The following is a 14,191-nucleotide window of genomic DNA, read 5'->3' on the forward strand; positions in this document are numbered from 1 at the left end:
CGGGAGACTGCTCAGGAGCCGTCGACGGAACCGAGGGCCGGCGGGGTGGGTGCCCCGCCCTCGACCACCGAGCCGAGGGTGCCCTCCCAGACCTTCGCCCACGTGCCGTCGGCCTGGATCTTCTTCAGCCAGTTGTTGATGAACTCCTTGAACTGCGTGTCCTCCCGGTTGAGGCCGATGCCGTACGCCTCGGTGGTGAACGGCTCGCCCACCACCTTCATCCCTGGGTTGGCCTTGGCGCCCGACGCGAGCAGCGTGAAGTCCTGCACGTACGCGTCGCCGCGCTTCTGCAGCAGGGCCTGCAGCGCCTGCGGGTCGGTGCCGAAGGCGATCTGCTTCGAGCCGGGCGCGGCGGAGGGCAGCGCGGTGACGGCGGGGGTGTTCGCCCCGACGATGACGGTCTTGCCGGCGAGGTCCTTGACGCTCTTGATGGAGGTGTCGTCCTTGCGGACCCCGACGGCGAGGCCGGAGGTGAGGTACGGCCCGGCGAAGGCGACCTGGGTGGCCCGCTGCGGGGTGATCGTGTACGTCTGGAAGACGGCGTCGACCGACTTGGCCTGGAGCATGGCCTCCCGGGTCTGGGTGCCGATGGTCGTCGTCTTCACCTCGGGCTTGCCGATGATGTACTTCGCCAGCAGCTTCGCCATGTCGGCGTCGAAGCCCTCGATGGTGCCGCTGACCGGGTTCTGCTGGGCGAGCAGCGGCGCGTCCAGGGAACCGCCGATGTTCAGGTAGCCGCGCTTGCGGATCGCGTCCATGGTCGAGCCGGCCGGGATGTCCGCGTCGCTGGCGACCGGGGCGGCGTCGTACACCGACTGGGCGACCACGCCGTCGCCACCGAGGCCGGCGTCGCCGGGCAGCTTCGGGGCGCTGCTGTCGCCGTCACCGCCGCAGCCGGTGGCGACCAGGGCCACCGCCACGGCGGTGGCGGTGAGGGCGAGCGAGCGCCGCCGGGTGAAGCTCTTCTTGAGGATTGACATGACACCCTCCCGTTGGGGGCTAGTGCTGGAGGATCTTGGAAAGGAAGTCGCGGGCCCGCTCGGTGCGCGGAGCTGCGAAGAATTCGTCAGGGGCGCCGGATTCGACGATGCGCCCGTCGTCCATGAAGACGACCCGGTCGGCGGCGCGACGGGCGAAGCCCATCTCGTGGGTGACCACGATCATGGTCATCCCCTCCTTGGCGAGGGAGACCATCACGTCGAGCACCTCGTTGACCATCTCCGGGTCCAGGGCCGAGGTCGGCTCGTCGAAGAGCAGCACCTTCGGTTGCATGGCCAGCGCCCGGGCGATCGCGGCCCGCTGCTGCTGCCCACCGGAGAGTTGGGCCGGGTGGTGGTTCGCCTTGTCGGCGATCCCGACGCGTTCCAGCAGGGCCATGGCCTGCTGCCGTGCCTCGGGGCGGGCGATCCTGCGGACCCGGGTGGGGCCGAGGGTGACGTTGTCCAGCACCGTCTTGTGCCCGAAGAGGTTGAAGGACTGGAAGACCATGCCGACGTCGGCGCGCAGCCGGGCCAGCGCCCGACCCTCGGCCGGCAGCGGCTCGCCGTCGATCTCGATGCTGCCCTGCCCGGCCGTCTCCAGCCGATTCAGGCAGCGGCACAGGGTCGACTTGCCGGAGCCGGACGGCCCCACCACGACGACCACCTCGCCGGCGGCCACGGTGAGGTCGATGTCCTTGAGCACGTGCAGCGGGCCGAACCACTTGTGCAGGCCGCGTACCGACACCATCGGTCGGTCCGCACCCGTCGTCCCCGGTGCCACCAGACGGCCCCACTTTCTTCGACTACCGAATCAAGTCGGCTTCATATCGAACCAACAGCGCCATCTAAAGGTAGCCAGGAAACTAAGTCAACCAGTTGCTTGAACAAACTGTGGATGCTAAGAACCTGACGTGACGATTGACGACGCGCCACGCGAAGCCCTCCGGGGCGGCCCTCGGGAGCTGCTGCGTTGGGTGGCCACCGGAGCGGCCGTCAGTCGGGCCGACCTGTCCCGGCTCTCCGGGCTGTCTCCGTCGACGGTCTCCCAGCGGGTCGAGGCACTGATCAACCAGGGGTTGCTGGAGGAGACCGGCGCCGGGCGGTCCCGAGGTGGACGCCGGCCGCGCCAGCTCGCCGTGCCCACCGGCGGCGCCGTGGTCGGTGCCATCGACCTCGGCGCGCATCACGCCCGCGTCGGCACGCTGGACCTCTCCGGGCGGGTGGTCCAGGCCCGCACCCTGCCGGTCCGCATCGAGGACGGCCCCGAGCAGGTGCTCGGTTCGCTGCTGGCCGAGGTCGCGGCGTTGGTCGGCGCTGCCGGTGACCCGACGTCCGCCGGTCTCGTGACCTCAGCCTCGACGGCGGACGGCGACCCGGGCGTGCTGCGGGGCATCGGTATCGGCATTCCCGGCCCGGTGCAGCACGCCACCGGCCGGATCGTCAGCCCGTCCCGGATGCCCGGCTGGAACGGCTTCGACGTCGCCGCGTTCTGCGCCGGCCGGGTCGACGTGCCGATCATCGTGGACAACGACGCCAACCTGATGGCGCTCGGCGCGCACCGCACCGCACACTCCGAACTGGACCATGCCGTCTACATCAAGGCCGGCACCGGGATCGGCTCCGGTGTCATCTCCAGTGGACGGCTGCACCGGGGCGCGCAGGGATCGGCCGGCGACATCAGCCACTGCCGGGTGGTGGCCGACCCCGCGCCGCCGTGCAGCTGCGGCAACGCCGGTTGCCTGGAGGCCGTGGCCAGCGGCGCGGCCCTGGTCACCGCGCTACGCGAGCAGGGCGTGACGGTCTCCGACCTGACCGGTGTGATCCGCCTGATCGACGACGGCGACCGGCACGCCACCGCGCTCGCACGGCAGGCCGGCCGGGCCATCGGCGAGATCCTGGCCGTCGTGGTCAACTTCTTCAACCCGCAGGTGGTCGCCATCGGTGGCCGACTCGCCGACTGCGAACCACTGCTGGCCAGCATGCGGGCCACCCTCTACGAGCGGTGCCTCCCGCTGGCCACCCAGACCCTGCTCATCGAGCGGGTCGCCACCAGCCAGGACGTCGGCATCACCGGCGCCGCCCACCTGGTGATCGACCACGTCGTGGCGGCCCACTGATCTCGCTCGTCCGCCACCGCACGGCGGGCTGTCGACGCCGATCGTCCTGACGTTTTCCTTACTCCTGGTCACCTAGCCTTCCAGCGTTCCTCACCTGACCGTGATCGACTCTGGAGGTTCCCACCGTGCGGATCAGCGGACGGATGCTCGTACCGATCTCGTTGGCGATGGTGCTGGCGACCGCCGCGTGTGGCCTGTCGGCGCGGGCTTCCGGGGAGGCCGAAGTCCCACGTTCCGGCCCGACTGCGGGAGGCGCGGAGCAGAGCCCCACCTCCAGCCCAACGCCGGAGATCCCGACCGACGAGCAGATTCCCACCAGGGCCGCCGGCACCTTCACCACCGCCACCGGCAACGGTCGCGTGATAGGTGAGGGCAAGAAGCGGGTGCGCTACCGCGTCTCGGTGGAGAAGGGCATCGCCTGGGGTGACATCCCCGCCTGGAAACCGGACCGGTTCGCCGCGAGCATCGAGCAGGTGCTGGCGGCACCGAACGGATGGGCCACGTCGGCGCAGCACCCGGTCACCAACGAGGCGGTGGGCCTGACCCGCGCGTCGTGGTCCTTTCAGCGGGTCGGCACCTCGAAGGCCGACGTCGACGTGCGGCTCGCGACACCCCGGACGGTGGACCGGCTCTGCGGCGCGAGCGGCGTCGACACCGAGGGGGTCTACTCCTGCAAGTACGGCAAGACCATCATGGTCAATCTGCGGCGGTGGCTGCAGGGCTCACCGGGATATCCGGTCAGCATCGACGAGTACCACGCCGGCGTGATCAACCACGAGTTCGGCCACTTCCTCGGCTTCGCCCACATGAAGTGCGGCGGTCGCGGCAAGCCGGCCCCGGTCATGCTGACCCAGACGATGGACCTGGGCGGCTGCCTGCCCAACGTCAGCCCGTTCGTCGGCGACGGGCAGTTCGTCAGTGGACCGTGGGCACCGTCCTGAGCCGGTGATCCCCGTCCCGTCGTCCCTTCTCCGGGATCTTGGACAGTTTCCGTCCTGCGCGAACGGAAACTGTCCAAGATCTCGACGGCGTCGACGATCGGATGCTCTCGGCTACTCCGGGACGCGCCGGTAGGCGCCGTCGCTGGCCGAGGTGGCCATCGAGGCGTACGCGCGCAGCGCCGCCGACACCGGGCGCTGCCGATCGGTCGGGGTGTACGGCCGGTCGCGCTTCTCCTCGGCCACCCGGCGCGCCGCCAACTCGTCCTCCGGCACGTTGAGGGAGATCGACCGGCTCGGGATGTCGATGACGATCTCGTCGCCGTCGCGGACCAGGGCGATCATCCCGCCGGAGGCCGCCTCGGGGGAGACGTGCCCGATGGACAGGCCGGAGGTGCCACCGGAGAAACGGCCGTCGGTGAGCAGCGCGCAGGAACGACCCAGGCCGCGTCCCTTGAGGAACGAGGTGGGGTAGAGCATCTCCTGCATGCCGGGGCCGCCCTTGGGCCCCTCGTACCGGATCACCACCACGTCCCCGGCGACCACCTGCTTGGCGAGGATCGCGGTCACCGCGTCGTCCTGCGACTCGTAGACCTTCGCCGGGCCCCGGAAGGTCAGGCAGTCGTCCGGCACGCCGGCGGTCTTCACCACGCTGCCCTCGGGTGCCAGGTTGCCGTGCAGGATGGCCAGCCCGCCGTCGGCGGAGTACGCGTGCTCGTGGTCCCGGATGCAGCCGCCGGCCGCGTCGGTGTCCAGCGACGACCAGCGGTTGGTGGTGGAGAACGGCTCGGTGGTGCGCACCCCGCCGGGGGCGGCGTGGAACAGCTCGACCGCCTCCTGCTTCGGGGAGCCACCGCGCACGTCCCAGTCGGTCAGCCACTGGGCCAACGAGGGGGAGTGCACGGCGTGCACGTCCCGGTTGAGCTGCCCGGCCCGGTCCAGCTCGCCCAGGATCGCCGGGATGCCACCGGCCCGGTGCACGTCCTCCATGTGGTACTGCGGAGAGTTGGGCGCGACCTTGGACAGGCACGGCACCCGTCGGGAGATCGCGTCGATGTCCTTGACGCCGAAGTCCAGCTCCGCCTCGCGGGCGGCGGCGAGCAGGTGCAGCACCGTGTTGGTGGAGCCGCCCATCGCCACGTCCAGGGCGACCGCGTTCTCGAAGGCGGCCTTGGAGGCGACAGTGCGCGGCAGCACCGATTCGTCGTCGCCGTCGTACCACCGCTTGGCGATCTCCACGACGGTCCGGCCGGCCTCGACGAAGAGCGACCGGCGGGCGGCGTGGGTGGCCAGCGTCGAACCGTTGCCCGGCAGCGCGAGCCCGATCGCCTCGGTGAGGCAGTTCATCGAGTTGGCGGTGAACATCCCGGAGCAGGAGCCGCAGGTCGGGCAGGCGGAGCGTTCGATCTCACCGAGCTGCTCGTCGGTGACAGCCTCGTTCGAGGAGGCGATCATCGCGTCGATCAGGTCGATCTTGCTGTGCACGACGCCCTCGATCGCCATCGTCTTGCCGGCCTCCATCGGGCCACCGGAGACGAAGACGGTCGGGATGTTGAGCCGCAACGCGGCGAGCAGCATCCCGGGGGTGATCTTGTCGCAGTTGGAGATGCAGACCAGGGCGTCCGCGCAGTGCGCGTTGACCATGTACTCGACCGCGTCGGCGATCAGTTCACGGCTGGGCAGCGAGTAGAGCATGCCGCCGTGGCCCATCGCGATGCCGTCGTCGACAGCGATGGTGTTGAACTCCCGGCCCACCCCACCGGCCTCGGCGACCGCGTCGGCGACCAGGCCGCCCATGTCCTTGAGGTGTACGTGACCAGGCACGAACTGGGTGAAACTGTTGGCGATGGCGACGATCGGCTTGCCGAAATCGTCGTCGGTCATCCCGGTGGCCCGCCAGAGGGCCCGGGCGCCGGCCATCGTCCGACCGTGTGTGGAAGTCCTCGACCGCAGCTCAGGCATGCATACCAGCATGACACCGCCGACGCGCCGGCCCACCCGGGTATCTGCCGTGTCCCAACAGATGCACACTCAGCCCCCCATGACGTGCGCCCATCCGGCACTCTTGGAGGCGTGCATTTTCCACCGGGCATGGTCGCTGTCGCGGCGCTCAGCGGGCTCGTCGCCGCGGTGGCCGTCGTGCTGCTGACCGTGGTCGCCCGGCGGCGGACGGGGCCGCGTCGACCGGCGCACGTGCTGCTCGCGGCGGCCGCCGGCGGCGCCCTGCTCAGCCTCCTGGCCGGGGTGGTCGCCGCGCTCAGCGCGAACGACCACTGGGCCCACGAGCAGGGGCAGCGCACCGGTTGGGCGACGCTGGTGGCGATCGGCACGGCGGTGAGCGGGCTGGCCTTCGCCGCTGGTCTGCTCCGACTGCCCGGGGTGGCCGCCACCGCGGCGGGAACGGCCCGGCTCGCCCTGGACGGGTTGGTCATGGCGGCGGCGCTCTGGTTCGTCGGTTGGGTGCTCTTCTCCGAGCCCACCCGGTTGCTCGGTGCCGCCACCCCGATGGCCTGCCCGGCGATCCTGGTGGCCACGGTGAGCGCGGCGCTCGGCGCCGGCCTCGCCGTGATCGTCGTCTTCCGGGCCGCCGCCCCACGGCGACGGCTCGCCGCGCTGTGCGCCGGCATCACCGCGGTGAGCTGCGGCGGGCTGGGGCTGAGCGCCGGGCTCTGCCAGGCCGGGCCGATCATGGCGCTGACCGGCGCGTCGCTGCTCGCCGCCGGCCTGCTGACCGTCGCGCTCGCCCTTCACCGGGCGGGCCGGCCGGGGCAGGTCGACCTGGACATGGTCGGTCGCGACGGCGAGTACGCCATCGCCCCGATGCTGGCGATGGCCGCCTCGGCGATGTACCACCTCGCCCAGGACGGCCGGTTCACCGCGGCCGGCATCGTGGCCGGCAGCGTCGAGGGTTTCGCCCTGGTGGCACGGCAGTACCTCACCCTTCGTGACGTCCGGGGATACGCGGGCCGCCTGGCCGAGCGGGAGGCGCACTTCCGGGAGTTGGCGCACACCGATCCGCTGACGTCGTTGGCCAACCGGCGCGGGCTGCTGCGGGCGCTGCACCGTAACGCCGCGGACCGCAACCCGTGCGTGCTGCTCGGCCTCGACCTGGACGGCTTCAAGAACGTCAACGACATGCGGGGCCACGACGTCGGCGACGCGGTGCTGGCCGAGGTGGGCCGGCGGCTGCGGGGCAACCTGCGCCCCGGTGACGTGGCCGCCCGACTGGGTGGCGACGAGTTCGCCGTGCTCATGCAGGGCCGGTCGGTCGAGGCGGACCGGGTCGCCGAGCGGCTCCTCGGGGTGCTCAACCGGCCGTACGACCAGCCGGAGGGGCCGGTCTTCCTGTCGGTGAGCATCGGGGTGGCCGACTGGGCCGACGAGCCGGACGTGGAGTTGCTGCTGCGGCACGCCGACCTGGCGTTGCGCTACGCCAAGCAGCGGGGCAAGAACCGGATCGAGCGGTACGACGCCGCGTACGACAAGCTGCTGCGCCGGCGGACGACCGTGGAGCACGAGCTGCGCGGGGCCATCGAGCGCGACGAGCTGCGGTTGGCCTTCCAGCCGGTGGCGTCGCTGCCGTCGGTGCGGCCGGTCGGCGCCGAGGCGTTGCTGCGCTGGCACCACAGTGAGCTGGGCAACGTCCGTCCGGACGAGTTCATCCCGCTCGCCGAGGAGTGCGGCATGATCGCTCCGCTCGGCGCCTGGGTGCTGCACCAGGCCTGCTACCAGCTCTCCCGGTGGCTGGCGGACGGGCACGACGTCTGGGTGTCGGTCAATGTCTCCCCCCGCGAGCTGCACGCCCCGGAGTACGTGGTCCAGGTCGCCGAGGCGCTGCGCGCGCACCACGTGCCGCCGCAGCGGCTGGTGCTGGAGGTCACCGAGCACGCGGTCGCCACCGACCTGGACGAGCTGATCCGGCGGCTGACCGCGCTGCGGTTGACCGGTGTCCGGATCGCGCTGGACGACTTCGGGGCCGGCTACTCGTCGCTGGGGCAGCTGCGTCGGCTGCCGATCGACATCCTCAAGATCGACCACAGTCTGGTCGCCGAACACGAGCCGGTCCGCCCGGTCGATCAGGACGGTCCGGCCTTCGCCCCGATGGTCGACATCGTCATGCGACTGGGCCATCAGCTGGGGCTGGAGGTGATCGCCGAGGGGGTGACCACCCCGACCGAGCTGGCCGCCGTGGTGGCAGCCGGCTGTCGGTTCGGCCAGGGCGCGCTCTTCGGCTGGGGGGTGCCGGCCGAGCACCTGGAGGCGATGCTGGAGGCGGCCACGTCCCCGGGTGCGCGTCCCACCGCGGTGCCGGCGCCACGTCCCGCTCCGAGCAGGTCCGGGCAGCTCAACCCGTCTACCGATGGCGCGTCGCCGGCCGACGCGCCGACCTCCGTTAACCAACATGTGGGATCAGTTGACTCATCGCGTGAGATGCGTCAGGCTTAGCCGCATGTCGTCGTACCGGTCGCTGCGAGTACTTACCTGAGCGCACTCTCCCTCACCGAGAGTGCGCTGGCCCCGTGCATCTGCACGAGGGCCGTTTTTATTGCCATCGGAACCTGGCGAAGCGGGCCCCGCCCGCGTCGCATCGCTTGACTAGCCACCAGCCACTCCAGCCGAAGGCCAGAACCGCCATGACGAGACCTACGCCCGAGACCCTCGCCCACACCGCCCGCCGGGCCCGCGCGGCCGCCGACCCGACCCTCGACGTCGACCAGGCCGGCACGCGCACGGCCACCCCGGCCACCCCGGTGGTACGGCCCGCCGCCGCGACCCAGGTTTCCGGGGCCGGCTCGCTCGTGCGGTCCCTTGAGGCGCTCGACGTCGACGTCGTCTTCGGCATTCCGGGCGGCGCGATCCTGCCGGCGTACGACCCGCTCTACGACTCGACGGTCCGGCACATCCTGGTGCGGCACGAGCAGGGCGCGGGGCACGCGGCGACCGGTTACGCGCAGGCCACCGGCAAGGTCGGCGTCTGCATCGCCACCTCCGGCCCGGGCGCGACGAACCTGGTCACCCCGATCGCCGACGCCTACATGGACTCGGTGGCGATGGTCGCGATCACCGGCCAGGTGGCCCGCCCGTCGATCGGCACCGACGCCTTCCAGGAGGCGGACATCCAGGGCATCACCCTGCCGATCACCAAGCACAACTTCCTCGTGCAGAACGCCGAGGAGATCCCCCGGGTGCTGGCCGAGGCGTTCCACCTGGCCAGCAGCGGGCGGCCCGGCCCGGTCCTGGTCGACATCCCCAAGGACGTGCTCCAGGCGCCGACCACCTTCTCCTGGCCGCCCACGCTGGACCTGCCCGGCTACCGGCCGACCCTGCACCCGCACGGCAAGCAGATCCGGGAGGCGGCGCGGCTGATGGCCGGTGCCCGGCGGCCGGTGCTCTATGTCGGCGGCGGCGTGCTCAAGGCCGGTGCCACCGACGGGCTGCGTCGGCTGGCCGAGCTGACCGGCATCCCGGTCGTCACCACGTTGATGGCGCTCGGGGCGTTCCCCGACTCGCATCAGCAGCACCTGGGGATGCCCGGCATGCACGGCACCGTCGCCGCGGTCTACGGCCTGCAGAAGGCGGATCTGATCGTCGCGCTGGGCGCGCGTTTCGACGATCGGGTCACCGGCAAACTGGACTCGTTCGCCCCGGACGCGGCTGTGGTCCACGCGGACATCGACCCGGCGGAGATCGGCAAGAACCGGCACGTGGACGTGCCGATCGTCGGCGACGCCAAGCACGTCATCGACGAGTTGATCGTCGCGGTCAGCGCCGAGCGGTCGGCGGGGCGTACCGCCGACCTCGGTGACTGGTGGACGCAGCTGAACGACCTGCGCGACCGTTACCCGCTGGGCTACGACGAGCCGTCCGACGGCACGCTGTCCCCGCAGTACGTGATCAAGCGACTGGGCGAGATCGTCGGCCCGGACGCGATCTACGTGGCCGGGGTGGGTCAGCACCAGATGTGGGCGTCGCAGTTCATCTCGTACGAGAAGCCGCACACCTGGTTGAATTCCGGCGGTCTCGGCACGATGGGCTACGCGGTGCCGGCGGCGATGGGCGCCAAGGTCGGCAAGCCGGACACGGTGGTCTGGGCGGTGGACGGTGACGGCTGCTTCCAGATGACCAACCAGGAGTTGGCCACCTGCGCGCTGGAGGGCATCCCGGTCAAGATCGCCGTGATCAACAACGGCAATCTGGGGATGGTCCGGCAGTGGCAGACGCTCTTCTACAACGAGCGCTACTCCAACACCGAGCTCGGCACCCACAAGCACCGCATCCCCGACTTCGTCAAGCTCGCCGAGGCGCTGGGCTGCGTCGGGTTGCGGTGCGAGAACGCCGCCGACGTGGACAAGACCATCGCCGCCGCCATGGAGATCAACGACGCGCCCGTGGTGATCGACTTTGTGGTCGGCAAGGACGCGATGGTCTGGCCGATGGTCGCCGCCGGCACCAGCAATGACGAGATCATGTTCGCCCGTGGCGTCCGCCCGGCCTTCGACGAGGATGACATCTGATCATGACTATGCATACGCTTTCGGTGCTGGTGGAGAACAAGCCCGGCGTACTCGCCCGGGTCTCCGGCCTGTTCTCCCGGCGTGGGTTCAACATCGACAGTCTCGCCGTCGGCGAGACCGAGAACCCCGACGTCTCCCGGATCACCATCGTGGTCAACGCGGAGTCGTCCCCGCTGGAGCAGGTCACCAAGCAGCTGAACAAGCTGGTCAACGTGCTCAAGATCGTTGAGCTGGACCCGCAGGTCTCGGTTGCCCGGGAGTTGCTGCTGGTAAAGGTTCGCGCCGACCGGGCCGCGCGCTCGCAGGTGCTGGAGACCGTCAACCTGTTCCGGGCCCGGGTGGTCGACGTCGCACCGGACACGCTGACCATCGAAGCCACCGGCACCCCGGACAAGCTCGACGCGCTCCTGCGCGATCTCGAGTCCTTCGGCATCAAGGAGATGGTCCAGTCCGGGCTGGTGGCCATCGGGCGCGGCTCGCGTTCGATCACCGCCGGTCCCGCGCTGCGGGCCGCCTGACCCGCCGCCGGTCGGCCCTCGCGGGCCGCCTTCGGAAATTCATCCGCACAGACCACGACGGGCCGCCCCGGCCGTCGTACGAAAGGGAAGTTCTCATGAGCGTTGAGGTGTACTACGACGACGATGCCGACCTCGGCCTGATCCAGGCCAAGAAGGTCGCGGTCATCGGTTACGGCAGCCAGGGCCACGCCCACGCGCTCTCGCTGCGTGACTCCGGCGTCGACGTGGTGATCGGTCTGCCGGAGGGCTCGAAGAGCCGTCCCAAGGCCGAGGAGCAGGGCCTGCGGGTGCTCACGCCGGCGCAGGCCTCGGCCGAGGCCGACGTGATCATGGTGCTCGCGCCGGACACCGCCCAGCGCGGGATCTACGCGGAGTCGATCGCCCCGCACCTCACCCCCGGCAAGGCGATCTTCTTCGGCCACGGCTTCAACATCCGGTACGGCCTGATCAAGCCGCCGGCCGAGGTGGACGTGGCGATGGTCGCGCCCAAGGGCCCCGGCCACCTGGTCCGCCGCCAGTACAGCGACGGCAAGGGTGTGCCCTGTCTCGTCGCCGTCGAGCAGGACGCCAGCGGCAACGCGCTCGCGCTCGCCCTCGCGTACGCTAAGGGGATCGGCGGCACCCGGGCCGGCGCGATCAAGACCACCTTCACCGAGGAGACCGAGACCGACCTCTTCGGCGAGCAGGCGGTGCTCTGCGGCGGTGCCTCGGCGCTGGTGCAGACCGGCTTCGAGGTGCTCACCGAGGCCGGCTACGCCCCGGAGGTCGCGTACTTCGAGTGCCTACACGAGCTGAAGCTGATCGTCGACCTCATGTACGAGGGCGGCATCGCGAAGATGCGCTACAGCATCTCCGACACCGCCGAGTACGGCGACCTGTCGCGTGGCTCGCGCATCATCGACTCCCGGGTCAAGGACGAGATGCGCAAGATCCTTGGTGAGATCCAGTCCGGCGAGTTCGCCCGCGAGTGGGTCGCCGAGGACGAGGCCGGCCGGCCCAACTTCACCAAGTGGCAGGCCGAGGGTGCGGCGCACCCGATCGAGGAGACCGGCAAGAAGCTGCGCGGCATGATGAGCTGGGTCGACCGCCCGATCACCGAGACCGCCTGACCGTCCGGCCCGGCCGGACGACGATCCACCGGCAGCCCCTGGGCTGGCGCTCTCCCCAGCGCCGCCCCGGGGCTGCTCGGCATGCTGCCGCCCGTCGATGCGTCGGGCGGTGGTGTTCGTGGGCCACCACTCGCCCACGGTGACCGGGTGACCGACGCCACCGGGGTTCGGCGCGGCCTGAGCGACCGTGTCGACGCGGTAAACGGCCGATGTCCGTCGCCCGACCGGGCGTGTGAGGGCACTCACCCCGAAGACCGGAACACGCCGACCAGCGGGGCCCCTACGATCGCCTGTAGGTGCAGCAGCCGGCACCTGACGGCCACGGCACGGATCAGCGCAGGGCGCAGTGCGGCGCCCGGCCGCCCGGGCCGATCGCAAACACGACCTCTACGAGGACCGATGAATCCTGTCGTACTGATCGCCGAAGAACTCGCCCCCGCCGCCATCGAGGTGCTCGCCCACGACTTCGACGTCCGTCACGTCGACGGCACCGACCGTCCGGCCCTGCTCTCGGCGCTCTCCGAGGCCGACGCCGTCATCGTGCGCAGCGCGACCCAGATCGACGCCGAGGCCGTCGCCGCCGCGCCGCGCCTCAAGGTGGTCGCCCGCGCGGGCGTCGGTCTGGACAACGTCGAGGTGCCGGCCGCCACCGCCCGGGGCGTCATGGTCGTCAACGCGCCCACCTCGAACATCGTCTCCGCCGCCGAGCAGGCCGTCGCGTTGCTGCTCGCCGTGGCGCGTAACACCGCGAGCGCCAGCGCCGCGCTCAAGGCGGGGGAGTGGAAGCGGTCCAAGTACACGGGCGTCGAGGTGCAGGGCAAGACCGTCGGCGTGGTCGGGCTCGGCCGCATCGGCGTGCTCTTCGCCCAGCGCATCGCCGCGTTCGGCACCCGGCTGATCGCGTACGACCCGTACATCCAGCCGGCCCGTGCGGCGCAGCTCGGCGTTCGCCTGGTGGGGCTGGAGGAGCTGCTGCGGGAGAGCGACTTCATCTCCATCCACCTGCCGAAGACGCCGGAGACGGTGGGCCTGATCGGTGAGAAGGAGCTGGCGATCGTCAAGCCCGGCGTCCGCATCGTCAACGCCGCCCGTGGTGGGCTGGTCGACGAGCAGGCGCTCGCGGACGCGATCGCCGAGGGTCGGGTCGCCGGCGCCGGTGTCGACGTGTACAGCAAGGAGCCGTGCACCTCGTCGCCGCTGTTCGCCTTCGACAACGTGGTGGCCACCCCGCACCTGGGCGCCTCCACCCACGAGGCGCAGGACAAGGCCGGTCTCGCGGTGGCCAAGAGCGTGAAGCTGGCGTTGCAGGGCGAGTTCGTCCCGGACGCGGTCAACGTGCAGGCCGGCGGGGTTGTCGCCGAGGACGTTCGGCCGCTGCTGCCGCTGGCGGAGAAGCTCGGCCGGGCGTTCACCGCTGTCGCCGGCGGGGTCGCCGCCAGCGTCACTGTCGAGGTTCGCGGTGAGATCGTCAGCCACGAGGTGTCGGTGCTCAAGCTCGCCGCCACCAAGGGCCTGTTCAGCTCCGTGGTCGAGGAGCAGGTCACCTACGTCAACGCCCCGCACCTGGCCGCCGAGCGTGGCGTCGAGGTCACCCTCGCCACCCTGGCCGAGACGGCCGATCAGCCGACCCTGGTCACGGTGCGCGGCGCGCTGCCGGACGGCCGGACGGTGAGTGTCTCCGGCACCGTCACCCAGTCCGGTGCTCGGGACGTGCTGAAGCTGACCGAGGTGGACGGCTTCGACGTGGAGATCGGCGCGGAGGGCATCCTGCTCTTCCTGCGCTACGCCGACCGACCCGGTGTGGTCGGCACCGTCGGTACCCTGCTCGGTGAGTCGGGCATCAACATCGCCGCGATGCAGGTGGCGCGTCGGGAGGCGGGCGGCGAGACGCTGATGACGCTCACCGTCGACCAGGCGCTCGGCGCCGACCTGCTCACCTCGGCCGCCGAGTCGATCGGTGCCACCGCGGCCAGCGCCGCCGACCTGCGCGACGAGTAACAGCCGACAAGCACTG

Annotated in this window: 10 protein-coding genes; 7 read left to right on the forward strand and 3 right to left on the reverse strand. The window is 70.9% G+C overall.

Translation table 11 applies throughout. The features are described from left to right. Window positions 1-11: 11 nt before the first annotated feature. Entirely contained in the window at window positions 12-980 is a 969-nt protein-coding gene (locus QSK15_RS07265) for a glutamate ABC transporter substrate-binding protein (RefSeq protein ID WP_285793468.1), read from the reverse strand. 19 nt (window positions 981-999) lie between these two features. Beyond that, window positions 1,000-1,728 (reverse strand): amino acid ABC transporter ATP-binding protein, encoded by a 729-nt coding sequence (locus QSK15_RS07270; RefSeq protein ID WP_030337219.1) that lies wholly within the window; start codon window positions 1,726-1,728, stop codon window positions 1,000-1,002. Between the two features lie 163 nt (window positions 1,729-1,891). Here QSK15_RS07270 and QSK15_RS07275 point away from each other — a divergent pair, with 163 nt between their 5' ends. Together QSK15_RS07275 and QSK15_RS07280 are read left to right on the forward strand one after the other, a co-directional pair. Beyond that, window positions 1,892-3,097: an ROK family transcriptional regulator gene (locus tag QSK15_RS07275; RefSeq protein WP_285793469.1), complete on the forward strand. Its 1,206-nt coding sequence runs from the start codon at window positions 1,892-1,894 to the stop codon at window positions 3,095-3,097. 125 nt (window positions 3,098-3,222) lie between these two features. Further along, complete coding sequence (locus QSK15_RS07280) at window positions 3,223-4,038, forward strand: DUF3152 domain-containing protein (RefSeq protein ID WP_285793470.1); 816 nt, start codon at window positions 3,223-3,225, stop codon at window positions 4,036-4,038. A 111-nt stretch (window positions 4,039-4,149) separates the two neighbouring features. Here QSK15_RS07280 and ilvD read toward each other — a convergent pair whose 3' ends face one another. Then, window positions 4,150-5,997 (reverse strand): dihydroxy-acid dehydratase, encoded by a 1,848-nt coding sequence (gene ilvD / locus QSK15_RS07285; protein ID WP_285793471.1) that lies wholly within the window; start codon window positions 5,995-5,997, stop codon window positions 4,150-4,152. A 129-nt stretch (window positions 5,998-6,126) separates the two neighbouring features. On the opposite strand from ilvD, the gene QSK15_RS07290 reads away from it, so the two are divergent. The 5 genes from QSK15_RS07290 to serA all read left to right on the forward strand — a co-directional run bounded on the left by QSK15_RS07290 (window position 6,127) and on the right by serA (window position 14,175). Continuing rightward, window positions 6,127-8,481 carry a putative bifunctional diguanylate cyclase/phosphodiesterase gene (locus QSK15_RS07290; RefSeq protein ID WP_502889556.1) on the forward strand — a complete coding sequence of 785 codons (2,355 nt, stop codon included), beginning with the start codon at window positions 6,127-6,129 and terminating at the stop codon, window positions 8,479-8,481. Between the two features lie 188 nt (window positions 8,482-8,669). Continuing rightward, entirely contained in the window at window positions 8,670-10,550 is a 1,881-nt protein-coding gene (locus tag QSK15_RS07295) for an acetolactate synthase large subunit (RefSeq protein ID WP_285793473.1), read from the forward strand. Window positions 10,551-10,552: 2 nt separating this feature from the next. Further along, window positions 10,553-11,068 (forward strand): acetolactate synthase small subunit, encoded by a 516-nt coding sequence (ilvN, locus tag QSK15_RS07300; RefSeq protein WP_030337232.1) that lies wholly within the window; start codon window positions 10,553-10,555, stop codon window positions 11,066-11,068. A gap of 95 nt (window positions 11,069-11,163) precedes the next feature. Continuing rightward, window positions 11,164-12,177: a ketol-acid reductoisomerase gene (gene ilvC, locus QSK15_RS07305; RefSeq protein ID WP_285793474.1), complete on the forward strand. Its 1,014-nt coding sequence runs from the start codon at window positions 11,164-11,166 to the stop codon at window positions 12,175-12,177. A 399-nt stretch (window positions 12,178-12,576) separates the two neighbouring features. Next, window positions 12,577-14,175, forward strand: a complete 1,599-nt coding sequence (serA, locus tag QSK15_RS07310; protein ID WP_285793475.1) for a phosphoglycerate dehydrogenase — start codon at window positions 12,577-12,579, stop codon at window positions 14,173-14,175. Window positions 14,176-14,191 lie beyond the last annotated feature (16 nt).

It is taken from the genome of Micromonospora sp. NBRC 107095, assembly GCF_030269705.1.
GTDB classification, from domain to species: Bacteria; Actinomycetota; Actinomycetes; order Mycobacteriales; family Micromonosporaceae; genus Micromonospora; species Micromonospora parva.